At 42.4% G+C, this 25032-nt stretch carries 24 protein-coding genes; 12 read left to right on the plus strand and 12 right to left on the minus strand.

The window, feature by feature from the left end; all coding sequences use genetic code 11:
• Window positions 1–14: 14 nt before the first annotated feature.
• Complete coding sequence (locus EVU92_RS09330) at window positions 15–413, plus strand: GNAT family N-acetyltransferase (RefSeq protein WP_130050995.1); 399 nt, start codon at window positions 15–17, stop codon at window positions 411–413.
• Window positions 410–751, plus strand: a complete 342-nt coding sequence (locus EVU92_RS09335; RefSeq protein WP_130050996.1) for a cupin domain-containing protein — start codon at window positions 410–412, stop codon at window positions 749–751. Before EVU92_RS09330 ends, EVU92_RS09335 begins: the two co-directional genes overlap by 4 nt.
• A 92-nt stretch (window positions 752–843) precedes the next feature.
• Here EVU92_RS09335 and EVU92_RS09340 read toward each other — a convergent pair whose 3' ends face one another.
• Genes EVU92_RS09340 through pspF form a run of 6 tightly spaced genes read right to left on the minus strand, consistent with a single transcriptional unit; the run spans window position 844 to window position 7209 of the window.
• Window positions 844–1605, minus strand: a complete 762-nt coding sequence (locus EVU92_RS09340) for an ATP-binding cassette domain-containing protein (RefSeq protein ID WP_130050997.1) — start codon at window positions 1603–1605, stop codon at window positions 844–846.
• Window positions 1605–2597: an oligopeptide/dipeptide ABC transporter ATP-binding protein gene (locus EVU92_RS09345; RefSeq protein ID WP_130050998.1), complete on the minus strand. Its 993-nt coding sequence runs from the start codon at window positions 2595–2597 to the stop codon at window positions 1605–1607. Before EVU92_RS09345 ends, EVU92_RS09340 begins: the two co-directional genes overlap by 1 nt.
• Before the next feature lies 1 nt (window position 2598).
• Window positions 2599–3492 (minus strand): ABC transporter permease subunit, encoded by an 894-nt coding sequence (locus EVU92_RS09350; protein ID WP_130050999.1) that lies wholly within the window; start codon window positions 3490–3492, stop codon window positions 2599–2601.
• On the minus strand, window positions 3479–4513 hold the full coding sequence (locus EVU92_RS09355) for an ABC transporter permease (RefSeq protein ID WP_130051000.1): 1035 nt from the start codon (window positions 4511–4513) through the stop codon (window positions 3479–3481). Before EVU92_RS09355 ends, EVU92_RS09350 begins: the two co-directional genes overlap by 14 nt.
• The gene (locus tag EVU92_RS09360) at window positions 4513–6090 is read right to left on the minus strand and encodes an ABC transporter substrate-binding protein (RefSeq protein WP_233786808.1); all 1578 of its coding nucleotides are present in this window, start codon (window positions 6088–6090) and stop codon (window positions 4513–4515) included. Before EVU92_RS09360 ends, EVU92_RS09355 begins: the two co-directional genes overlap by 1 nt.
• A gap of 45 nt (window positions 6091–6135) precedes the next feature.
• Window positions 6136–7209 (minus strand): phage shock protein operon transcriptional activator, encoded by a 1074-nt coding sequence (gene pspF / locus EVU92_RS09365; protein WP_130051002.1) that lies wholly within the window; start codon window positions 7207–7209, stop codon window positions 6136–6138.
• A 188-nt stretch (window positions 7210–7397) separates the two neighbouring features.
• Between pspF and pspA the strand changes: the two genes are divergently transcribed.
• From pspA to EVU92_RS09410, 9 genes are all read left to right on the plus strand, one after another.
• Window positions 7398–8060, plus strand: coding sequence for a phage shock protein PspA (gene pspA, locus EVU92_RS09370; RefSeq protein WP_054553137.1), 663 nt, complete (start codon window positions 7398–7400; stop codon window positions 8058–8060).
• A 57-nt stretch (window positions 8061–8117) separates the two neighbouring features.
• On the plus strand, window positions 8118–8351 hold the full coding sequence (pspB, locus tag EVU92_RS09375; protein ID WP_036969793.1) for an envelope stress response membrane protein PspB: 234 nt from the start codon (window positions 8118–8120) through the stop codon (window positions 8349–8351).
• Complete coding sequence (pspC, locus tag EVU92_RS09380; RefSeq protein ID WP_130051003.1) at window positions 8348–8749, plus strand: envelope stress response membrane protein PspC; 402 nt, start codon at window positions 8348–8350, stop codon at window positions 8747–8749. Before pspB ends, pspC begins: the two co-directional genes overlap by 4 nt.
• A gap of 62 nt (window positions 8750–8811) precedes the next feature.
• Window positions 8812–10224, plus strand: a complete 1413-nt coding sequence (locus EVU92_RS09385; RefSeq protein WP_130051004.1) for a YcjX family protein — start codon at window positions 8812–8814, stop codon at window positions 10222–10224.
• Entirely contained in the window at window positions 10221–11255 is a 1035-nt protein-coding gene (locus EVU92_RS09390; protein WP_130051005.1) for a TIGR01620 family protein, read from the plus strand. The genes EVU92_RS09385 and EVU92_RS09390 overlap by 4 nt, the downstream gene beginning before the upstream one ends.
• Before the next feature lie 134 nt (window positions 11256–11389).
• Window positions 11390–12571, plus strand: coding sequence for a methionine gamma-lyase (gene megL / locus EVU92_RS09395; RefSeq protein ID WP_130051006.1), 1182 nt, complete (start codon window positions 11390–11392; stop codon window positions 12569–12571).
• A gap of 226 nt (window positions 12572–12797) precedes the next feature.
• Entirely contained in the window at window positions 12798–13595 is a 798-nt protein-coding gene (gene phhA, locus EVU92_RS09400) for a phenylalanine 4-monooxygenase (RefSeq protein WP_130051007.1), read from the plus strand.
• 9 nt (window positions 13596–13604) lie between these two features.
• On the plus strand, window positions 13605–13949 hold the full coding sequence (locus EVU92_RS09405) for a 4a-hydroxytetrahydrobiopterin dehydratase (RefSeq protein WP_036969771.1): 345 nt from the start codon (window positions 13605–13607) through the stop codon (window positions 13947–13949).
• A 122-nt stretch (window positions 13950–14071) separates the two neighbouring features.
• A complete protein-coding gene (locus EVU92_RS09410; protein ID WP_130051008.1) occupies window positions 14072–14641 on the plus strand; it encodes a hypothetical protein in 570 nt (189 codons plus the stop codon).
• A gap of 131 nt (window positions 14642–14772) precedes the next feature.
• On the opposite strand, the gene EVU92_RS09415 is transcribed toward EVU92_RS09410, so the two are convergent.
• From EVU92_RS09415 to map, 6 genes are all read right to left on the minus strand, one after another.
• On the minus strand, window positions 14773–15849 hold the full coding sequence (locus EVU92_RS09415; RefSeq protein WP_130052260.1) for an efflux RND transporter periplasmic adaptor subunit: 1077 nt from the start codon (window positions 15847–15849) through the stop codon (window positions 14773–14775).
• Window positions 15850–15860: 11 nt separating this feature from the next.
• Window positions 15861–18971, minus strand: a complete 3111-nt coding sequence (locus EVU92_RS09420; protein ID WP_130051009.1) for an efflux RND transporter permease subunit — start codon at window positions 18969–18971, stop codon at window positions 15861–15863.
• A 199-nt stretch (window positions 18972–19170) separates the two neighbouring features.
• Window positions 19171–19569 (minus strand): hypothetical protein, encoded by a 399-nt coding sequence (locus EVU92_RS09425; RefSeq protein ID WP_130051010.1) that lies wholly within the window; start codon window positions 19567–19569, stop codon window positions 19171–19173.
• Window positions 19570–19722: 153 nt separating this feature from the next.
• A complete protein-coding gene (dapD, locus tag EVU92_RS09430) occupies window positions 19723–20550 on the minus strand; it encodes a 2,3,4,5-tetrahydropyridine-2,6-dicarboxylate N-succinyltransferase (RefSeq protein WP_130051011.1) in 828 nt (275 codons plus the stop codon).
• Between the two features lie 9 nt (window positions 20551–20559).
• A complete protein-coding gene (gene glnD / locus EVU92_RS09435) occupies window positions 20560–23178 on the minus strand; it encodes a [protein-PII] uridylyltransferase (RefSeq protein ID WP_130051012.1) in 2619 nt (872 codons plus the stop codon).
• A gap of 12 nt (window positions 23179–23190) precedes the next feature.
• A complete protein-coding gene (gene map, locus EVU92_RS09440; RefSeq protein ID WP_256854704.1) occupies window positions 23191–24000 on the minus strand; it encodes a type I methionyl aminopeptidase in 810 nt (269 codons plus the stop codon).
• A 247-nt stretch (window positions 24001–24247) separates the two neighbouring features.
• Here map and rpsB point away from each other — a divergent pair, with 247 nt between their 5' ends.
• A complete protein-coding gene (gene rpsB / locus EVU92_RS09445; RefSeq protein WP_054562046.1) occupies window positions 24248–24976 on the plus strand; it encodes a 30S ribosomal protein S2 in 729 nt (242 codons plus the stop codon).
• Window positions 24977–25032: the final 56 nt, after the last annotated feature.

Genomic DNA, 25032 nt, shown 5'->3' on the forward strand with positions numbered 1-25032 from the left:
CAAAAGGAGCATTTATGGAGTACAGTCAAATAGAGCAGCTACCAAGCGCTGAAGAATACTGTGATATGCGCCTTAAAGCTGGCTTATCAGCACGTTCATTAGCGGCTGCAAAGGCGGGATTGCCAAACTCTCTTTATGCTATTTGTATTCGTAAAAACGATGAGTTGATTGGCATGGGCCGTGTAATTGGTGATGGTGGCTGTAATTTTGAAGTGGTTGATATTGCAGTCGCACCAGAATATCAAGGCCAAGGGTTAGGACGTGTCATTATGGAACATATTGACCGTTACATTGAATCTGCCGCCTTTGAAGGTAGTTATGTCACTATGGTGGCTGACAAACCAGGCTTTTATGAAAAGCTTGGCTACAAGTTTGTCGCACCACAAAGCCAAGGGATGTATAAAAAGTTTTGAGTATCATAGACAAACAAAGCGCAGATCATTATACATGGGGTAACAATTGCGACGGTTGGCATTTGGTAAAGTCTAATGCGCTGAGTGTTATTCAAGAGCATGTCCCAGTAGGTGAGGCTGAAGTAAAACACTATCATAAGCATGCCGAACAATTTTTCTTCGTACTTAGTGGCTGTGCCACCATTGAACTTGATGGCCAAATACACAAACTCACTGCACAACAAGGTTTGCATGTAAGTGCTGGACAAGTTCATCAGCTAAGTAATCAAGGTACTGAACCACTGCATTTTATCGTTACATCTACACCACCAAGTCATGGTGACAGAGAAGAAGTGTAAAAGCTGTAAGGTAAAAGAGTAGAGTTAATAGAGATATTAACATGCTCGCGTAGGAGGCGTTTTTAACGCCGAATCAAACTGACAGCTCACTGTCAGCAATTCAACAATTTCTGCGTTACGCTTGATTGCGGGTTTTGAAAAATCGCTTCGGTTTGGCCGTATTCAACAATCTCACCGTGATCAAGTACTACGAGTTGGTCGCTTATGTGGCGCACCAGACTTAGATGATGAGTAATTAGCACATAGCTAAGCCCGGTATCTTTTTGTAGACGCAGTAATAAGTTTACCGTTTGTGCGCGCACAGATGGGTCTAGAGACGATAATGCTTCATCGAGCACTACCACTTTAGGATCTAAAATTAAAGCTCTTGCAAGCGCTATACGTTGCAATTGGCCACTACTAAACATATGCGGGTAATAGTATTGATGATCTAATAGCAATCCAACTTTTGCGAGGGTTTGCTTTATTTTATCTTCACGCTCTTCTTTGTTTAAGTCAGTGTTGTACTGTAAGCAGTCGTTAAGCATGTCACCAATGGTTAAACCCGGATTCAACGACGCCTCAGAATCTTGGAATATCATACGGATGTGGCGACAGTCATTATCACGTAAGCCATCATTTTCGATGATATTACCATCGAGTAGAATTTGTCCTTTATCGGCGTTATCGGCTCCAGAGAGCAATTTAGCTAAGGTACTTTTGCCTGAGCCTGTTTCCCCGATAATCGCAATGGTTTCGCCTTGACCTAAACAAAACGAAATATCTTTTAAAACAGAGAAGCGCTTACGTGAAAATAAGCCAGCACGTAGGTTGAAACTCTTTGATAACGCTTGAACTTTGAGCAGTGGTTGCATTATTTCATCGCCTTAATCAATGGGAAATGACAGGCATAACTATGGCTATGATGCTTGGTTAACTTAGGTGTAACCACACATTCTTTTTGCGCTTGCGGGCATCGTGGGCCTAATCGGCAACCTATTGGTAAATGCTGTAAGGTTGGAATGGTGCCTTTTAATGCATAAAACGGTTCTTTGTGTGCTAGACCTTGCTCATAGTCAGGCAAACTTTTCAAAAGTGCTTGAGTATATGGATGGTATGGCTGACTAAAGATACGATTAGTTGGACCTGCTTCAACCATTTGTCCGCAATAAAGTACATGCATGCCATGAGACCAGTCGATGATTTCTTCAAGCTCGTGAGAGATCATTAAAATTGACATATTCTTTAGCTGATTCAAGCTTTTTAATAGCCTAAATACTTGTGCGCGAGTGGTACTTTCAAGTGCAGTTGTTGGCTCATCGGCAATTAATAGCTTAGGAGTACGGGCAATTGCCATCGCAATCATCACTTTTTGACATATACCTTCAGAGAGTTCATGGGGGTAGCTGTCGAGCACTTTTTTATGATCTTTAATACCCACTTTATGAATTAACGCTTTTACTCTATCTTTACGCTGTTTATTACGCTTTAAGAAAAAGCCGCTGATGGCCTCAGCGGGTAGGGTTTCGGCAATTTGATCAAATATTTTTGCAGTAGGGTCTAGGCAGCGGCTTGGGTCTTGGTAGATCATAGCAATGTCTTGACCCACCAGTTTACGGCGCTGCTCGTTAGATAAGCGCATCAAATCAACACCACGCCAGTGCATGCGATCTGCGGTGATATGCCAGCGTTTGTTCAAAACCCCAACAATGGCTTTTGCAATTAAGCTTTTACCAGAGCCAGACTCGCCAACCAAAGCATGCACTTCACCTTCTTTTAAGGTCATGCTGACCCTATCAACCGCACGAATTACGGTTTCTGAGGTGCGCAACTCTATCGTGAGATTGCGAATATCGAGTAATTGCATATTAGTCGGCCTTACGTTCTTTAAGCACTTGGCGTAAACCGTCACCTACTAAATTGGTAGACAGTACTGCTAAAAATAATAATACGCCCGGTAAGCCAACAGTCCAAGGGGCAAGGTAAATTAAACCGAGATTTTCAGCCAAAATAGCGCCCCATTCTGTGGTTGGGGGCTGGGCGCCAAGTTTTAAAAAGCCAAGTGCCGAGATATCCAAAATAGCGGTAGAAAGCGCCATGGTAAAAATAACCACAATATGCTCGTAAATATTTGGAAAGATACCACGGGCGAGAATATGCCAGTTGGATGCGCCATCAAGTTTGAATGCTGTGATGTAATCCTTGTTAAGCTCTTCAACAATTAAGTTACGTACCGAGTGAATAAACTGTGGCAATAAAGCTAAAATAATCGCCCATACTGTATTCATTAAGCCCGGGCCAAGAATCGCGATAATAATAATTGCCAGTAACAGCGATGGAATAGATAACGTAATATCGAGTAAGTGATTTAAAAAGCTTGAGCGAATACCGTGGCTAATACCAGCAAAAGTACCCACTAATACCCCAATCACGGTGGTTATTAAAGCTGCCACGACCGACAAACCAAAAGTATAAGTTGCACCATTCATTAAACGCGATAACACATCACGACCTAAATCGTCGGTGCCTAATAAAAAGCGCACATCACCAGCGTCATGCCAAGATGGCGGTAACAATAAAGCATCGCTGTGTTGTTGATTTACACCATAGGGTGCAAGCAGTGGTGCAGATACTGCCAGTAATACTAAAGCGATAAACAACCATAAGCCAACAAGGGCTGGGTGATTAGTCTTAAACTTTTTCCAAAATCGCGCTAGTGGCGATTTATTCGACTCTTCTGAGAATAAATTAAACTTTGCCATGAGCTTGGTTCCGCGATAGTGGGTCGAATAAGGTGTAAGTGAGCTCAGCAATAATTGTAGCTAAAATGACAAACATAGATACAGCGAGTAAGCCGCCTTGAATAGCTGGGTAGTCGCGTTGATAAATACTATCGATAAGCCAACGACCAATGCCTGGCCACGAGAAAATAACCTCGGTGATCATCGCAAGGGTGATCAAGGTACTAAACTGTAAACCGATTTGTTTAATAACCGGTAGCAGCGCATTACGTAGTGCGTGATGAATAATCAGCTGTGCACGGTTTAAGCCCTTTGCCCGCGCCGTTTTAATATAGCTTTGATCGAGTACTTTCAACATTGAGTCTCGGGTAAAGCGCACTAGAACAGTGGTTGGATACATAGCAAGCACTATAGTTGGCAGGGTTAAATGGTGTAAAGCATCTAAAAACGCCATACCATCATATGGAAAGTTACCTAGCATGATATCAATTAGAATAAAGCCAGTAACAGGCTCAATCTCGTAAAGTAGGCCCATACGACCCGACATAGGAAACCAGCCTAGTTGCAGTGAAAAAACCATAATTAACAAAAGAGCTAGCCAAAAAACCGGCATTGAGTAGCCGATAAGTGTGCCTGAGTTAATAAATTTGTCTGGCCAACGTTTGTAGTAAGCTGAAGCTAAGATACCCCCTGGTACGCCAACAGCAACTGAGACAAACAATGCATAAAGGCTTAATTCGAGCGTTGCAGGAAACAAGTCTTTAATATGCTGAAATACACTCTCGCCAGATGCAAAAGAGACCCCCCAATCACCCTGAATAATGCGCTCTAAAAAGGCAAAATATTGCACTATGTAGTTTTCGGTAAAATGAAATCTTTCTTCAAGTGCACTGGTTTGCGAGAAGGTACTATTGGTAATACCGCTTAGGTTAGTAAGCGCATCACCAGGAAACAAAAAGCTTAATGAGAATGTAAAGATGCTCAAAGTTAACATCATAAACATTAAGAGCGCCAGGCGGCGAAGAATATAATCTAGGATCATTATTCTTTCCTCGCGTTAGCTAATGAAATACCACCGAAAGGGCTCAAACTGATGCCTTTTACATCACTACTTGCTGCCTGAAAGCGCATGCCATGGGCAATAGGTAAGATAGGGAGCTCTTGTACTATAATCCGCTGTGCCTGATTATAATATTCTTTACGTTTTTCAAGATCGGTTGTGTCGAGAGCTTGTGTGAGTAACAAATCAAATTCAGGGTTACACCAATTAGACGGATTTTTACCACTAAAGGTAGCTGTACAGCTTAATAATGGACTCATAAAGTTATCAGGATCCGGCGTATCGGCAGCCCAACCTAACAATACGCTATCGTGGCGATGCTCGCCAACCCGTTGTAAAAAGGTATTCCACTCGTATTCGACGATATTAACGTTCACACCAATTTTGCGTAAATCGCTTTGCATCAGCTCAGCCATTTTTCGGGCATTAGGGTTATAAATACGACTTACGGGCATGGCCCAAATGTTCATATCAAAGCCATTTTTGTAGCCAGCTTCAGCGAGCAATGTTTTGGCAAGGGCAGGGTTAAATTCAGGCATAGCCTTTTGTGCTTCAAAAGCCCAAGAAGCTGGAGGAAGTAAAGACTGAGCCTTAATACCGTTACCGTAATATACCGCTTGCATGATTTTATCGATATCAATGGCGCTTGCGAGTGCTTGGCGTACACGTACATCATCAAAAGGCGGGCGCTCAGTGTTAAAGGCCCAATAACCAATGTTTAAGTTTTGTTCTTTTTGAACTTTAATGTCTTCACGTTGCGATAAAATACTAAGCTGCGCACTGCTTGGGTGCGCAGTAACATCACACTCTTTAGTGAGCATTTTGGCAACCCGGGTTGTCCCGTTTGGCGTAATGTCATACACCAGTTGCTCAAGTACTACAGGGTGTTTCCAGTAGTCAGGGTTACGGTAATAGCGAATTAAACGATCGCGACGATACTCTTTATATACATAAGGGCCAGTACCCACAGGGTATTGGTCAAATAAGTTTTCTTGATTTCGCGCTTTAAGTTGCATGGCGTATTCTTCAGATAACACCACAGCAAAGTCTGTTGCAAGGTTTGCTAAAAAGCTGCTTTCAGCATTATAAAGCTCAAACCGTACTTGGTAATCAGAAACACGAACAATGCGACGAATGAGCTGGTCAATACCAACACTTTGAAAATATGGGTAACTGGCTTCGCCAACAAAGTGATAGGGGTTGTAGACGTCGAATAAGCGGCTAAAGGTAAAAATTACATCATCTGCGTTAAAATCACGACTTGGGGTGAAGTATTTAGTGGTATGAAATTTAACTCCTTTACGTAGGGTAAAGGTGATTGCTTTGCCGTCTGGGCTAATTTTCCAATCGGTTGCTAATTCTGCCTGAAATTCAGCAGACACCGGATCAATACTCAGTAGTCGGTCATAAAGCTGGTTAGCGATAATATCGATAGTTGAACCAGTCGTCGTCACTTGAGGATTAAACGACACAGGGTTTGCTTCAGCGCAATAGACCAAGCCCTGGTTTTTTTGTTCTGTGGTTTTTTCTTCGCTATCTAGGCAGCCTACTAAGCACACCAAAGACAAAGCAAGTAACGGTTTAAACACCTGATTAGCCTCTAACTATTGCTGCTGATCTAATAAATTGTATTTTTTCAAATAGCCACGTAATTGATGATACGTTAATTCTAAGTGTTCTGCAGTTTTCTTTTGGTTAAATTGACTATGTTCAAGCGCTTTTTTAATCACATCAATTTCAAAGTCATTAGACAGTTGCTTTAAATTGCAAGGAAATTGAATTTCTGGCTTACTCAGTGTCACTGCCTCTTGATTTTGTGTTGTTGTAATAGGCGCAGCTTCTACACTTGCAACTGGGACACTGCTCACTGCCGCTTTAACGCGCTGTTTAGGTCTATACTTACTCGCAAAAGGGTCTAAAACAATCTGGTGAACGGGAATATGTTCGTTGCCATGGCGATATAAACTACGTTCAACCACATTTTTTAATTCACGGATATTACCAGGCCATTCATAAGACTGAAGGGTTTCGATGGCGCTACGCGTAAAGCCACTAAATAGCTCCCATTCAAGATCACGGGCCATGTTAATTGCAAATTGTTCTGCTAGTAACATGATATCTTCTTGGCGTTCACGCAGCGGGGGCAGGGTAATAACATCAAAGGCGAGACGGTCGAGTAAGTCGCTTCTAAATTCGCCTTGCTCAGCAAGCGTCGGTAAATCTTCATTGGTTGCACAAACGAGGCGGGTATCGACTTTAACGGTTTGCTTACCACCGACACGTTCAAATTCGCCGTATTCAATAACGCGTAGTAGCTTTTCTTGCACCATGGCTGAGGTATTGGCTAATTCGTCAAGGAATAGAGTACCACCGTTAGCACGCTCAAAGCGGCCTTCATGGCGTTTGCTAGCACCAGTGAACGCGCCACTTTCATGGCCAAATAATTCACTTTCAAGTAGATTTTCATTAAGCGCTGCGCAGTTAAGCTTTATATAGTTTTGTTCCCAACGCTTAGATAAAAAGTGCAAACGCGCAGCAATGAGCTCTTTACCCGTACCGCGCTCACCAATAATCAGTACAGGTTTTTCCAAACTTGCTAGTTGTGACACTTGATCAAGTACACTTAAGAAACTGTCAGATTGGCCGAGTAAATTATCCTGTTGGCGAAATTGGCTCATATTCCCTAACTCTTAGTCATTTTTACTAAGATCTAGTGTATTTCATTATCTTCGAGAACTAAAGAAATTTATAAATTTAGTTTAACTGTTTGAATATATTAGGTTATTCTAGCTTTATAAAAGTTGGCAAGCATATTGATACTAGATATACCAACTGATTAAGTTAAAACACCAAAGAGGTAAATGTTATGGGAATTTTTTCACGTTTTGCAGACATCGTTAATTCTAATATCAATGCCATCTTAGATAAAGCAGAAGATCCAGAAAAAATGGTTCGCCTGATCATCCAAGAGATGGAAGATACATTAGTAGAAGTTCGCTCTACATCAGCAAAAACACTTGCTGAGAAAAAAGAGCTAGTACGTCGCGTTGAAACTTTGAAAGTTCAAGTTGCAGACTGGCAAGAAAAAGCTGAATTAGCACTAAGTAAAGACCGTGATGATTTAGCACGCGCAGCACTGATTGAAAAGCAAAAGTCAGCAGACGCAGTAGCTGCAGTTGAAACTGAGCTTGAACATGTAGAATCTCATATCGAGAAGCTACAGCAAGAAGTCAGCACGCTACAAGAGAAGCTAGCTGATGCAAAAGCGCGTCAAAAAGCAATCATCTTACGTCAGCGTTCTGCTGAATCGCGTCTTGAAGTTAAAAAAGCACTCGACAGTTCTAAAGTTGAAGACGCTTTAAACCGCTTCGAACGTTACGAAACTAAGATCGATGGTCTAGAATCACAAATAGAGTCTTATGATCTTGGTAAAAAATCATTAGCTGACGAAATTGCTGGTCTTCAGCAAGACGAAAAGATTGATGATGAGCTAGCTGAGCTTAAGAAAAAACTAGCAGATAAAAAATAATAAATGGGGGCGTGTCCCCCAATGCTTAAACACATAACGGATTGACAGGAGAGTACCATGTTCGACGCAGAAGTTTTGATGGCACCCATTATTGTTTTTATGGTGGTTGTTGCCCCACTTTGGCTAATTTTACATTACCGTAGTAAAAAGCAAGTGAGCCAAGGTTTAAGTGAACACGAACATCGCCAGCTGTTAGAGCTTGCACAAAAAGCAGATAAAATGGCAGAGCGTGTTGAAACATTAGAAGCCTTACTAGATCAAGAGGCTCCGCAGTGGAGACGTAAAGTATGAGTACCAAACGCGAATTATTTAGAGATGCAGAGCGCGGTAAAATAGCTGGCGTGTGCGCAGGTATCAGCGATTACTTTAACATGGAGCTTTGGCTGGTACGTATTTTAGTCGTGACAGCAGTACTATTATCAGGTGGTCCATTTATTGTTGTTGCTTACATTGCTGCTTGGTTTATTTTAGATAAAAAACCAGTAGAAAAAACAGAGAAAAGCACAGACAGCATCCATCAAGACCCGCTTGAAGTAAAGTTTAAAGTATGGCAAAAAGGGGAACCACCTCGCCGTGCATTGCAAGACTTAAAAGATCGTCTTGCTCGAGTTGATGGCCGTTTACAAGAGATGGAACGCTATGTCACATCAACAGAATTTACGGTTAGCCGTGAAATCAACAAACTTTAAAGGACATATACGCACCTTGTTTGCATCCTGATACCAAGCGCAAATAAGGTGCTAGACACTTTATGAGCCAATCATTTGCAAAAAACACCTTTAATTCGTTAAAAAATAAAGCGGAAAAAGCTCTTCATCGTAGTTTAGATCAACACGTGAAGTTAGCCGTCACAGGGTTAAGTGGCAGCGGTAAAACCGCGTTTATTACCGCCTTGGTTAAACACTTAACCAGCCAAGCTGACGATAAAAACTTACCTTTTTTTGATGTGATGCGTGAAAAACGCCATATCGCTACAAAAATAGTGCCGCAGCAAGCACTGACAATTCCTACATTTGAATATACCAATGCATTATCAGCGTTATTACCTGCTGAAGGTGAGCCTGCATGGCCTGCATCCACTGAGCGTATAAATACTTTACGTTTGGCAATTAAATACCAAAGTAACTCGGGGCTGCGTGGTCACTTTGCTCCGCAATCAACACTTTATTTAGATATTATTGATTATCCAGGTGAGTGGTTACTTGATTTGCCAATGCTAGAGCAATCCTTTGCTGATTGGTGTGAATTACAATATTCACTGTTGCAGCAAACAGCGCGTAACGAAAAGGCTAAGCCATTTTTAGCAGCCCTCGCTGAACTTGATTTATCAGCCTGTGTTAATGAGAGCAAGCTTGCTGATGTCGCTGCGCTTTACCAGCAGTTATTGGTCAGCCTTAAACAAGATACCAAACTTGCTATGCTACAACCTGGGCGCATGCTAATGCCCGGTGAGCTAAAAGGAGCACCGTTACTGCAGTTCTTCCCGGTTGCGAGTGTGCCTGACGATATAACCGAGGGGTCAAATTTAGCGCATCTTAAAAAGCGCTATAAAGCCTATGTAAAAGAGGTTGTAAAACCTTTTTACGAGCAGCATTTTCGTCATTTTGACCGACAAATTGTGCTGGTGGATGTGCTCAGTGCCTTGAATGAAGGTAGCGAAACGCTGCATGAGCAAAGCCGTGTTATTAACCAATTACTGGCGCACTTTAATTATGGTGAAGCAAGCTTCTTTAAACGTTTGTTTAAACCAAACATCGACAAGCTACTGTTTGCGGCCAATAAGTCAGATCATATTAGTGCTCAGTATCACAAAGATTTAGCACTGTTGCTTGATTCAATCGTGCATGACCAAACGAATCACTTAAAGTTCGAAGGTGTGCAAATCGAAACCATGGCAATGTCATCTATCTGCGCTACAGAGCCGCGCCAAGTGGCTGAAAAAGGCCAGCAGTTAGCTTGTATTTATGGCAAGCCTTTAGGCGAGCAAGAATGGCTAACATATTTACCGCCGCAGCCACCGTCACGCCTTCTCAACAAACAAGAGTGGCCAAAACAGGGCTTTGAGTTCTTATCGTTTTCGCCACTGCCATGCCCTGATAAACGGTTAAAGCATATTCGTTTAGATCATGTCATGCAGTACCTGATAGGAGATAAACTAACATGAGTGAGCAACCTAAGGAGATGAATTTTCAGGCTGGTCGTCGTATTTCAAGCTCAGCAAGCAATGAGGCTCCTACAAAGGAGTTAACCGTTGCAAAAGTCATAGAAAACGCAGAATTTATCGACACAGAGGACGAACTGCAAGATAGCATCGAACTTGAGCCTGTGTATAAAAAGTCAAAGTGGCAAACCTTAAAAGGGGTGTTTGTTGTTAGCTTTTTAGCTTTAGTGTTACTTGAGTTTGCAATGTCATTATTTGTGACGTTCCAACAATCGATTATTTTAGGTTCCGTCTATTTAACAGCTGTTCTCAGTGGTGTGCTACTGATTGCCCGTGTTATTTGGCGCGAGTACCGCATGTTGAGAAGTTTAAAGCGCAATCAATTGCATCGAACCGAGGCTGACCGCTTACTTAACAGTGAGCAAGTAGGTGAAGCACTACCATGGCTTGAAAAGCTTAATAAACATCAGGAACTGACTGGGTTTGAAGAGTTTAAGCAGCAAATAGCAAGTCATCATACAGATAAAGAAATCATGACATTATACGCTGATAGTTTATTGGTGAGCCAAGATCAACAAGCGAAAAAACTGATTAACCGTTTTGCTACTGAGTCCGGTTTATTGGTTGCGCTAAGCCCGCTGGCTTTAGTCGATATGATGGCAGTTTTATGGCGAGGCACTAAGTTAATTGAACAAATTGGCCGGATCTACGGTATTGGTTTTGGTTACGCAAGCCGTATTAAGTTGTATCGTTTATTAGTGAAACAAGTGCTGTTTGTTGGTAGTGCAGAGTTAGTCTCAGATTTAGCGGCAACGGCACTGAGCGCTGAATTATTGGGAAAATTGTCGGGGCGTGCAGCACAAGGGCTAAGTGCAGGTATTTTTACCGCGCGTATAGGTTATAAAGCAATGGAGCTTAGCCGCCCGTTACCTCGCTTAGAGCATAAGCGTAGCTTGCTAAAAGAAACTGCCAATAGTATTGCCCGTAAAATTGCCTCACGCACGAGCGATAAAGAGACCGAAAATACAAAATGACAACTTTTGTGTACAGTTAATAAAAACTGCTGAGTGATATTTAGCCATCTGAGCATCCGGCATGCTTGTGCATCTTAGGTATCTACGTTTTATTTATGAGTATGAAGTACTGATAATAAAAACGAGAACACACAATGACTAAGCATCACTTACATACACAATGTATTCATGGTCCAGAAAAACCAAATGACCCACATGGCGCACTGAGTGCGCCACTTTACCAAACCTCTACCTTCTCTTTTGCTAATGCCGCCCAAGGTGCAGCCCGATTTGCTGGTGAAGAGCAGGGCTTTATTTATACCCGTTTAGGTAATCCGACAACCCAAGAGCTAGAACAGAAAGTGGCTCAGTTAGAAAACTGTGAAGCGGCTGCTGCAACGGCTACAGGTATGGGAGCAGTGTCTGCGTCTGTACTTAGCTTTTTACAACAAGGTGACCACTTAGTGGCATCAAGCGCGTTATACGGCTGTACCTTTGCATTTTTTGCTCACATGCTGCCGCGCTTTGGTATTGAAGTCACTTTTGTTGATATGACCAACGAAGCTGAACTTCGCGGGGCGGTAAAAGCAAACTCAAAAATGATTTTTGCAGAAACACCAATTAATCCGACCATGGCGGTGCTTGATCTAAGTTTAATTGCCGATGTTGCCAAGCAGCATCAACTGATAAGCGTTATCGACAATACATTCCTAACTCCATTGCTACAGCAACCGACCTCGTTTGGCATTGATATTGTGGTACATAGCGCAACTAAATACCTAAATGGCCACGGTGATGTGGTGGCAGGGCTAGTTTGCGGTACAGAAGAGCATATCAATTTGATAAAAATGACGGTGCTAAAAGATATTGGTGCAACGATTAGCCCGCATGATGCATGGCTAATTAATCGTGGTTTAAAAACCCTAGCTGTGCGCATGGAGCGCCACTGCGCGAGTGCTCAAGTTGTGGCTGAATATTTAGAGCAACACCCGCTAGTAAGCCAAGTTTATTACCCGGGTCTTAAATCACACCCGGGTCACAAATTTATTGGCTCACAGATGAAAGCTGCTGGTGGTGTTATAGCCTTTGAAATTAAGGGCAGCCTCGAAGATGGCGAAACATTTATAAATAACACCCAGCTTTGCACGCTTGCGGTTAGTTTAGGGGATGCTGAAACCCTTATTCAACACCCGGCATCGATGACACATTCGCCTTATACACCTGAAGAAAGAGCGGCTGCTGGGATTAGTGATGGCCTAATTCGATTATCTGTTGGTCTAGAAGATGTTAACGATATTATTAACGATCTTAAAACTGCATTTACATTCATTGGATAGGTTGTAATTATAAGTTTACGACAATACCTTCTTTAATCCCTTTAAATATGGGGTGTGTAAACTTTTAGATCTTTTGCTGTAATTTAATGCTTACGTTAAGGCTGTTTCTGCAAACCTCGGAAACAGCCTTAACTATTAAAATTTCGCTTACTTTTACATAGTATCGACTTAACAAGTTAATGAGATTCTGATCAATGCTGATCAAGATTTAACGAAGAAGGTTATTATGGCTAAAGCAAGTAATTACACCTCCAAGCAACCTGATGAAAATGGGGTTATCCATTGGAGCGAAGAAGAAAATAAAATATGGTCAGAGCTAGTTGCTCGCCAACTCGCTTGCATAGAAGGTAAAGCCTGTGATGAATATTTAGCAGGTCTTAAGAAAATTAATTTACCAACAGATCGTATTCCACAACTTAGTGAACTCAACGAAGTGCTACTCGAAACAACGGGCTGGCAAGTTGCGCCTGTTCCGGCACTGATCGATTTTGATGAGTTCTTTCGATTATTGGCAAATAAGCAGTTCCCAGTTGCGACCTTCATTCGCAGCCGTGAAGAGTTTGACTACTTACAAGAGCCAGATATCTTCCACGAGATTTTTGGTCATTGTGCCATGCTTACCAACCCAGCATTTGCTGAGTTTACACACAAATATGGTCAGTTAGGTTATGCCGCTGAAAAGAAAGATCGTGTTTATTTAGCACGCCTTTACTGGTTTACTGTTGAGTTTGGTTTGATGCAAACCGAACAAGGCCTTCGTATTTATGGTGGTGGTATTTTATCAAGTCCAGGTGAAACACAATATGTGTATTCAGATAAGCCAGAAATCAATGCGATGAATGTGCTTGATGTGTTACGTACACCTTATCGCATTGATATTATGCAGCCTGTGTACTACACCATTAACTCAATCAATGATTTATTTGATATTTCACAAATGGATATCATGTCGCTGGTGACTAAAGCAAAAGAATTAGGGCTACATGAGCCAAAGTTTCCTCCTAAAGAAAAATTAGCAAGTTAAGGATTTATAATGTCTTCATTAAGCACACAAAAGTGTGAAGCGTGTCGTGCGGATGCGCCTAAAGTATCTGATGCTGAATTAGCAGAATTGATCAAAATGATCCCAGACTGGGTTCCAGAAGTGCGCGACGGCATTATGCAATTAGAGCGTGTTTACAAGTTTAAAAACTTCAAGCAAGCACTTGAGTTCACTAATAAAGTGGGCGATATGGCTGAAGAAGAAGGCCACCACCCAGGTCTGTTAACTGAGTGGGGCAAAGTAACCGTTACTTGGTGGAGCCACTCTATCAAAGGGTTACACAAAAATGATTTTATCTGTGCAGCTAAAACAGACGATGTATTCGCTGCACTGTAAATTTTAAGTTCTGCCCAGAACGATAAAAGGCGTAACCTCAGGTTGCGCCTTTTTGCTTTTTTAGAGCCCAAGAATTAACATTAGGCTCTTATTTATGCGAGAACACTAATGAAAAATAAAGAATGAAAAACAAAACGCTTATTCTGCCATTCCTACTTATTTTACTGCCCTTAATTGATAGTTTGTTCATCCCGCAAACATTTGGCATGCAATGGCATAGCCCTAAGCTGATGTATCAAGTAGGCGTAGCGCTGATGATTGTAAAGCTCACTATGGTTGCCATCGGGCTTTGGTTATTATTAAAAGCAAAGCGCCTTTATATGGAAGCCAGTAAATCGACCCGTATGCTTAAATTTTCAGTCTTTTTACTCGGCGGTTTACAAGTGGTGATAATGACTGCAATATGCTTTTGGTATTTAGTAGCGGGCACGCAAGCGAAACACTTTATGCTGCAAGATAACATTGCTGTATTTACCGCTGATTATGGCGTATTTGCCCCGGTACATCATGAGTTTTCATTTATATGCTTTGATGCCAATGGTTTTTACCATATGCAACCAATTGCCCAGCTACCTTGGCTCGGAACCTTTACTTTTACTAGCCAAGATTCACGTTTGATCATTCAACATAAAAACCAAAGCGGCGCGAATACTCAAGAAATTTCATTAAAAGGGTATGGCTGTTTGCAATAAAGCGGGAAGGTGTTTGGCGTTATGAGCTGTATTTTTTCAAAGAAAACAGTATTGGGATTTATATTGTCGAAACTGCCAGCTCTGAAAGTATCCTCTAAAGCTGGCAGTCTATTTCTTACATAGCTTACTTGCTATTGCTTTACCTGAACTTCGACTTCTTGCCCGGTTTGTAGTTGCTCGGCGCCGCGCACTGCAACTTTATCGCCCGCATTTAAAGCGATGTTAGAAGTCGGGGTGACTTCAACAAGTTTATCTTTACCATTACCTACTTTTACGGGAACTTGCAGAGCTTTGTTGTCGTTGTCGATTTTGACGATATGGGTGCCTTTTTTGCGTAAGATAAGCGCATCGCGATTCACTAGTAGTACATCCCCTTTGCTTTTTAGTGGCACGGCTACATCAACCAGTTGGCCAATCGCCCATGTTTGCTCGGCGTCTCTTGGTAGTAGGGCGCGTACTTCTACAGTTTGTGAACGCGGATCGGTTGATGGGATCACCGCTGTTACGGTAGCTGTTGTCATATCAGGGGCTGATAAGTCGCCGGCTTGAATTGGTAACTCTATGCCTTTGTGTAAAAACTTTAAGTATTTAACAGGCACGTACAAACGCACTTCTAAGTTATTAATATCGAGAAGGGTGACCAGTTCATCAGCACGATTTATTTCGCGGCCAGCGCGTTTAAAACGCTCGCTGATCACGCCATCAAATGGGGCGCGAACGGTTGCACGGGAAAGCTGATCGTCTATCACTTTTAATTCAACCTTAGCCAGTGCGATATCAGATAACGCAAGGTCATGCTTATTTTGCATATCATCGACTTGGCTTGCTGCAGCACTGCTGGCTTTGGCGAGTTTTTGTAAACGAGCGAGCTCTTGTTGATATAAGCGTAAGTTTATTTTGGCGCGATTGAGCATTTCTTGCTGACGTGCTTTTTCAAGTTCAAGCGGTAAGGTATCCATACGTACGAGGGTGTCGCCACTTTTAACCAGAGTACCTGGCTCAACAACATATAATAAACGACCGCTAACGCCTGCTGTTAGGGTTACATCATCTTTGCCATACAAAGTGCCACTGACTTCAATTTCGCTTGTCAGTGGAGCTTGTGTGACAGTTTCTACAGTAACCGGCACGACTGCAAAGGCATTAAATGCGATAAGGCTTATTAGCGCACAAAAGCGAGCGGTTAATTTACGAAAAGGTGTGTTCATTGTTTTAATACTCATTGATTCGATACCAAGCTTAAAGGCGTTTTTTCTGGTTGCTGTTTGTTATTAACGGGCGGCAGTTGTCTGCCAAGTTGCAATAAACTTGGCATTAATATCAAGGTGAATAGGGCACTAATGGCCATGCCACCGACAATCACAGTGGCAAGGCCACGGTAAATTTCTGATCCTACCCCCGGCATTAGCATCAGTGGCAGCATGCCAAATAAGCTGGTTAAGGTACTTAAGTAAACGGGTCGTGCGCGCAGTAGCACAGCTTGGCGAACAGCGTCTTCTCGGCTGAGTCCTGCAGCCATCGCGACACGGGTTTGGTCAACCAACAAAATGGCATTATTTACCACCAGACCGAGCAAGATAATAAAGCCAATCATGGTCAGTAAGTCGAGCGATTGGAAGGTAAATAAGTTAAGCACAAATAGAGCCAGTACACCGCCTGCAATTGCCAATGGCATAACCAGTAAAACTAACGCGCTATCTTTGGCTGACTTAAACAATGCGGTCATTAGCAAGAATAAAATAAACAGAGCCAAGATAAAGTTGATTGTCATCTCTTGCATGGCTGAATTCATCTTTTGTGCATTACCTGCCAAAATCGCGCCGGAGCTGTCGGGCAAACTTGCACGTACTTTTGGCATAACTTGCTCAGAAAGAATGGTTTGTGCTTGCTGCAAACTCATATCTGCTGGTGGTGTGACAACAATACTCACGGTACGGCGGCCATTAACACGTCTAAGTTGGGTTGGTCCCACGGTGCGTTCAATATTGGCAAGCTCGCCTAAGGTTTGAATACCTGAACGCGGGGTCACAATAGGAAGTGCTTTAAGCTCCTCAGGTGTTTGCCATGGAATACCGCGCAAAATTACATTCATGCGTTCGTTGCCATCAAAGTATTCATTAACAAATAACCCGCCTGTGTAGGCTTGCACTGCTTGAGATACATCACGACGAGTTAGCCCAGCTTGAGTTATACGACGGTCATTTGGTGTGAGTCTAAGCTCAGGTTCAGCCATATCGAGTCGTGGTTGTGGCCTGGCTGTGGCGTTCGGCATAGCTTCGGTGACAGCTTGTAGCGCCACATTAGCACCTGCAATGAGCTCATCCATATTAGGGCCTGTTAAATCTATATTAATATTACGACCATCACCGCCATTGGCCACTTGGATCATCGACCCTCTAAAGAAGAATACTTGGGTGTCGGGTAAATCAATGAAGATTTCTTCTCGGGCTACTTTCATTAATTCTTCAACGCGTTGTGGATCGGCAGAATAAATAAAGCCGCCAGCATTAGAACCAAACGCATAAAAGTTAAAGTCTTTAATACCCGGCTCTTTTTCGCCTGTGTAATAAGGCATTAAGCGCTTTTTGATACGCATCAGTAGCTCTTCTTCCATAAACTGCACATTGCCGCCAGGCGGGGTATTCAAGTTAAAGAAAAAGCCATCGGTTGGTGCACGCGGCATAAAATCAGTTTTCGGGAGCATGGTCATGGTCGCGACGAGTGAGCCACCTAATAACGAAACAATCCATACTATTTGTTTCACGCGGGTATTGGTAAGCGCCATGATGAAGTTAGTTAGCTTGTGCCAATATTCACGATAAGGATCTGCTTTGAGCTCTTTGTCTGGCCAAAAGTGGTTAGCCAACGGAATAAGTGTAATTGCGCAAATCATAGAGGCAATTACAGCAATGGATAAAGTGAGCGCTAAGTCAGAGAATAACTGCCCTTCAATACCTGCCATAAATAAAATAGGCAAGAAAATAGCAACGCTTGTGGTGGTTGAAGCAAATAAAGCGCCTGTTACTTGAGCTGCGCCTTTTAGCGCGGCTTTTTTACTATCAAAGCCTTCGCTTCTGAGCCTTGCGATGTTTTCTTGCACTATGATGGCGGCATCAAGTACTAAGCCAACGGCAAAGGCAAGGCCCGCCAGTGAAATAACATTTAAGCTGCGGTCAAAAATGTTTAACGTTAAAAATGCGACTAACAAAGAGACAGGAATTGTCGCTGCAATCACAAACGTGGCCTTTAAGCCCCTAAAGAACAACCACAAGATTAAACACGACAGCAAAACGCCTAGGCCTAAGTTACTTTTAACCAACGACAAGGCATTACGAATATGCACAGAGGCATCAAAACTTAATTCAATCGATAAGCCATTTTCAGCCAGCGGCCCTTCGTTGAGCTCTTTAATAGCAAGGTTAATTTCGTCGAGCAGGGCAACGGTATTGGCTTCGTTAGCACGCGAAATACGAATGTAATATGCGGGTTTACCATTTCGACCACTCATCCCTAAACGGTCAGAGAAAGTACGCTCTACACTTGCGATATCGCCAAGGTAAATGGGTCTGTCGCCTGAATAGCCAACGCGCATTTGTGCCATGCTCGATAAATCATATTGCCCCGTAAAGCGTACCGTATATTGACGACGGCCAACATTAGCTAGGCCACCGGAACTATCGCGTGAGCTGGCTAATACATTACTGATTTGGTCAAGGCTGACGCCCAGTGCGGCGGCTTTGTGAGGGTCAAAGGTAATACGTAATTCTTTTGGTCGTTCACTGGCTAAATCAACACGGGCAACTCCAGGTATACGTGCCAAACGGGGCTCAACAAATTCATCGATTTGTTTTTGGAACTGCGCCATGTCTAAATCAAGGCTGTCGCTATTAAAGTCTTTCGGGGTGACCAGTAACGTTGCTGCGGCTTCACCATTATTACCGCCAGCAAATACCACAGGATCAAATGCATCTAATGGCAGGGGCGGCGCTTGGTTAAGGCTAGTTAACACATCAAGCATTGCCTGCTGCATGTTTTGCCCAACAGCAAAAGTCAACGTGATAGAGCCATTACCACGGTTAATGTAAGTATTAACCTCTAGCGCACCCGGGGTGTTTTTTACTGCGTTCTCGAGCGGCTCAATGATCACCGATTCAATCTCTTCAGGCGCAGCTTGGCGCCAGCCAGAAAAAATAGTGATCTGCGGTTGCTCAATATCTGGTGTGAGCTGAATTGGCAGCTTAAAAATGCTCAACATGCCAAACAACATAATCAACACCAAGATGACAATAACACTCGCAGGGTTTTTCAGCGAACTACGTGTCAGATTCATTGTGTGTGTTCCAAAATCAGTTTGTGTGCATTGTAGTGCGATGTAAAAAAAGTGCCAGTGAGGTAAAGGAAATGTATGTCAGAAGTAACGCTGAATGGCCTTAATTACGCGATAAAATGTGTATTTGAAATAAGATGTAACAATTTAACAAGGGGAGCTTTAAGTTTTAAGCCCTAAGCTTTAACTAAAAAGCCTGAAACTAGTCGGCAGTATCTTCTCGAAGCAGGTTGGTAACGTTTTGCTCAAACACACGTTTTACTTCTGCACTGTAGTGATTGTGGTCATTAATGGTGATAAAGGGATTAGTGAAACTAACATCGCAGAAAGTTGTATAACACTGGATTTTAACAGCAACTCGATCTGGGGTTGCAAGGCTATCTAGGGTTGTTTGTAATGCATCAAAAACATATTCTTTGTGAACGTGTGATGTTAAAGCAACTTCAAGTTTTTTGACCTCAACGCGATGTGAATTTGTATCTGTTACAAACAACTCGTATAGGTAGCTACGTGATACAAACAGCAAGATTGCCACAAGATAGAATAATCCTGTGTAATAAAATAACTCTGTGTGGGTAAAACTGCGAAAAGACTTAAACATTTTCACTATTGTTTTGTTTGTTTTTTATACTAAAACATATTTTTGAGCGTATCTCAATAAACTAGCTAAAAATCACTGCATTACAGATAATAAAAAAGCGCGAAACTAGTTAGTATCGCGCTTCTTATCTCTAAAACTTAAAGCTCAGTCTTGTTATTCATCAATCGAGCGAAGTAGGGCATTAATACCTACTTTTTCACGAGTTTGTTGATCAACTTTTTTCACTATGATGGCAGCGTATAGGCTGTGTGAACCATCTTTTGATGGCAAAGAACCTGGAACAACAACCGCACCGGCTGGTACTCGGCCGTAATGGATTTCGCCAGTTTCACGGTCATAGATACGTGTGCTTTGGCTGATGTAAACACCCATTGAGATAACTGCGCCTTCTTCAACTACAACGCCTTCAACAATCTCAGAGCGCGCGCCAATAAAACAGTTGTCTTCGATGATAGTTGGGTTTGCTTGAAGTGGTTCAAGTACGCCACCAATACCTACACCGCCCGATAAGTGAACATTTTTACCAATTTGAGCACATGAGCCAACCGTTGCCCATGTATCAACCATTGTGCCTTCATCAACGTAGGCACCAATATTGACATAAGACGGCATAAGCACCACGTTTTTACCTACAAAACTGCCTTTACGTGCAACAGCATTAGGCACAACACGCATACCGCCTTGTTGAAATTGTTCTGGTGTATAGTCGCTAAATTTAAGTGGTACTTTGTCGTAAAACTGATTAACACCATCGTTCATTGGTTGGTTGTCACGAATACGGAAAGACAGTAGCACTGCTTTTTTCAACCATTGGTGTACAACCCACTCACCGCTGATTTTTTCAGCAACACGAGCAGCGCCGCTATCAAGTAATTCAAGCGCATCGATAATAGCTTGTTTTACTTCACTTGATACCGTACTCGGGCTGATGCTATCGCGGTTGTCCCAGGCGTGTTCGATCATGGTTTTTAAATCTGACATAAGATCCTCTTATTCGGTTTCTGCGTTGAGTTTTTTACGCAATGCTTGATGAATTTTAGCTTGTTCTTCGTCTGTTAATGCTTGGTATTCGTTATTTGATACCACGAAGAAATCTTCTGCACGCTCACCAACAGTGGTGATCCGTGCGGCATGAATATGTAATAAGTGTGCTTGAAAAACTTCAGCTATTTTCGTCAACAGACCCGGAATATCCACCGCTTGAATTTCAATTAAACTGCGATCTTTACGAGCATGTGGTCTAAGCACAATTTTTGGTTTGATATTAAAGTCTTTGAAGCGCTGTGAGCGATTCTTCTTAAAGCGAATTTTCTTTTTCGGGTCGCTAATAGCAAGATCTAATGCACGTTTAATGCCTTGTGCTCGATTACTCGCAATAGGGTCACCATTGACCTCTAAAATAACAAAGCTAAATAGCACGTAGCCGTCTTTCGTAGTCAAAACTTGTGCATGTTGAATTTGCGCTTTTTTCGAACCAATTACACTGACTAAACGAGAGAATAAACCGCCTGAGTAAGGGCTGTAGGCAAAGACTTGCGTACCGCCATGCATTGCAGTGTTTGAAACTGCAACGCTTGGTTGGCTTAAATCATCACAGCTCAATAAGTGCTCTGTATGCCATGAAATTTGCTGTTCACTAAAGGCTGTAAAGTAGTTAGCTTTAAAGCGGCTCCAGATTAAGTCGATTTGATCTTCGTTACAGCCATGATTCAATAAGCGCTGTTTGGCTTGCTGCTTTTTATCACGTATCTGGTCACGTTGGTCCATCGGGTTTTCAAGCCCTAAACGAAGCGCGCGCTGGGTGTGTAAATAAAGCTCACGAAGTAGGGTGTTTTTCCAATCGTTCCACAAATTATCATTGGTTGCGCGAATATCAGCTAAAGTTAAGCAATATAAGTAATCAAGCTGGCGCTCATTTTTTACTTTACTCGCAAAGTCTTTGATCACATCTGGGTCATTTATGTCTTTACGTTGCGCTGTTACCGACATTAGTAAGTGATTAGCCACTAACCACGAAATTAGCTTGCCATCTGATGCTGGGAAGCGGTGTAGCTTAGCAAATGCGATTGCATCAACCGAGCCCAGTTCTGAGTGATCGCCACCACGACCTTTCGCAATATCATGGAAAATACCAGCTAAATAAAGTAACTCAGGCTTATCCATACGAGTGACAATTTCACTGCATAACGGAAATTCGCTGACTTTTGATTTATCAAAATACTTATAAATATTGTTGATCAGTTTATGGGTGTGCTCATCCACTGTGTAGGCATGAAATAAATCAAATTGCATTTGCCCGAAGATATTACGCCACTGCGGTAAGTAGGCGGCAATAATGCCGTGTTTATGCATTAGGGTAAATGCACGACCCATACCGTTAGGATGCTTTATTAGGCGTAAAAATGCCTCACGACAAGCGGCGTAATCTTGTAAATCACCTAGTAAACGACGGCGAACTTGACGCATTGTGCGTATGGTACTTGGGTAAATATGGGTGATCTCTGGGTTATCAGCAATGTGTTCGAACAACACAAATAGCTGATCACGGCGGAAGAATACCGATGGATTTTTAACACGAATTTGATGGCCAATGCGCTCAAAGTTACGGTCAAGTTCAATCACAGGTAACTCACCTGCACCCGGTAAAATGCTTTGCTCAAAGTATGAAAGCAGCATTTGGTTAAGCTCACGTACGCGGCTCATGATCCTAAATAAGCGTTTCATCATGCGCTCGACCGAGGCTTTACCATCACTACCAAAGCCGAGAATTTCTGCGGCATGAGGTTGATGATCGAACAACAAACGGTTTTCAGAGCGACCCGCAGCGATGTGCAGCGCAAAACGAATGTTCCAAAGGTTTTCTAAACATTCAGACAGCTCTTGGTATTCTTCGTGAGTAAGATAGCCGTGATTTATAAGTTCTTGTAATGTTTCGGCTCTAAAGTGCTTTTTAGCAACCCAAATAATGGTCTGTAGGTCGCGCAGGCCACCTGGGTTTTCTTTGATATTGGGTTCAAGGTTATAAGCCGTACCATGGCATTTTTTATGGCGTAAACTTTGCTCTTGAACTTTTGCCAAAAAGAATTCGTCTGAGCGCCAAATAGGCGTATCAAGCAGGTGTTTTTTTAGTTTTTCGAATTCGATATGATTACCGAAGATTAATCGGCTTTCGAGTAAGCTGGTGGCAAATGTCACATCTTCGCGTTTTTGTTCTAATGCTTGTTCTATCGTACGAACACTATGACCAATCTCTAAATTAAGGTCCCATAGCATGGTAACGAACTGACCAATTTTTTCACACACAGCTTCACTTGGTTGCTCGCTAACTAGCAGCATAAAGTCGATATCGGAGTAGGGGTGCAGTTCGCCTCGACCATAACCTCCCACAGCAATGAGGGCTAGGTCACTTTCGTGAGCAAGGTTGTAATCGTGAAACAGTTTAATTAATAAGCGGTCGATAAACTCAGCACGGGCATTAATTAAGTTGCTAACGGGTTGTTTTGAGAATTCGTTCTGTAGCCATTTATAAAAATAACTAGAACAGTCGCGATAATCGCTAAGTTGCTCAGCTTGGCTGAGCAACTTTTTTACTTTATTGGGTAATGCCACAGGGGCTGGCTCCTAGTGTTCGATGATCCTGTCGATAGTATCATCTGATCGGAGCGTTAAAATTTCAACACCATTTTCAGTCACTAACAGTGTATGTTCCCACTGTGCAGACAATGAACGGTCTTTTGTTACTACAGTCCAGTTATCTTTTAGTAGCTTACATTGGCGTTTACCGGCATTAACCATAGGCTCGATTGTTAAACACATGCCTGCTTTTAATACTTCGCCAGTACCTGCTTTGCCATAGTGCATCACTTGCGGCTCTTCGTGGAATTCAGCGCCAATGCCGTGACCACAGTATTCGCGAACGATTGAGTAGTTAAAGCCTTCAGCGTATTTTTGAATTGCAGCACCGATATCACCTAAGCGTACGCCTGGTTTTACCATTTTAATTGCAAGGTATAGGCTTTCTTGGGTAATTTCAGCAAGGCGTTTACCTTGAATATTAGGTGTACCAACGTGGAACATCTTAGATGTATCACCGTGATAGCCATCTTTGATCACAGTCACGTCGATATTTACGCTATCGCCTTCTTTAAGCGGTTTGTCATTTGGAATACCGTGACAAATTACATGGTTCACTGAGGTGCAAATTGATTTTGGGAAACCGTGATAATTAAGCGGTGCTGGAATAGCATCTTGAACATTGACAATATAATCATGACAAATTGTATTTAGTTCATCTGTGGTTACACCTGGCACCACATGCGGTTCTATCATTTCTAGTACCTCGGCGGCTAAGCGCCCGGCAACACGCATTTTTTCGATTTCTTCAGGGGTCTTGATCACAGCACTCATTGAGGCTCCAAAGTTGTTTTTCAGGTCAGTTTTTAGTGCACAAATTTTGCACTAGACGTTGAGTTTTCAATTTTAATATGGTATAAAGCGCGCCGTCTTTTTACAAATAAATTCTTAACTGATTTTTTGTATTTAAGGCAAACACAATTTTATTTTAACACACACACGTATCGTCACATACACTTGGGTGCACTTAAGTTACAAATTAACTGCGGTGTTGGTGCTATGGGATATGTGGAGGCCTAACCCTAAATTATAGAGGATTATACAAATGGCAAACGTTTCAATGCGCGATATGCTTCAAGCTGGTGTTCACTTTGGTCACCAAGCACGTTACTGGAATCCTAAGATGAAGCCTTTCATCTTCGGCGCTCGTAACCGTGTTCATATCATCAACCTAGAGCAAACTGTACCAATGTTCAACGAAGCACTTAAGTTCTTATCGAACGCAGCTTCTAACAAAGGTAAAGTACTTTTCGTTGGTACTAAGCGCGCAGCAAGCGAAGCAGTTAAAGAAGCAGCGATCCAAAGCGAGCAGTTCTACGTGAACCACCGTTGGTTAGGTGGTATGTTGACTAACTGGAAAACAGTTCGTCAATCAATCAAGCGTCTTAAAGATCTTGAAGCGCAAAGCCAAGACGGCACTTTCGAGAAGTTAACTAAGAAAGAAGCGTTAATGCTTACTCGTGAAATGGAAAAGCTTGAAAAGAGCCTTGGTGGTATCAAAGACATGGGCGGTCTTCCTGACGCGCTTTTCGTTATCGATGCAGACCACGAGCACATCGCTATCCGTGAAGCTAACAACCTAGGTATTCCAGTTGTTGCTATCGTTGATACTAACTCTAACCCAGACGGTGTTGATTACATCGTTCCTGGTAACGACGATGCGATCCGTGCTATCCAACTTTACACAGGCGCTGTATCAGCTGCGATCACTGAAGGTCGTGAGAACAACATCGTTGCTCAAGCTGAGAAAGACGACTTCGTAGAAGCTGAGTAATTAGCTGTCATCAAGTCTTCATCTAATTAAGGTGAAGACTTGTTATTCTTGTTAAG

This window comes from Pseudoalteromonas sp. MEBiC 03485 (assembly GCF_004195145.1).
GTDB classification, from domain to species: domain Bacteria; phylum Pseudomonadota; class Gammaproteobacteria; order Enterobacterales; family Alteromonadaceae; genus Pseudoalteromonas; species Pseudoalteromonas apostichopi.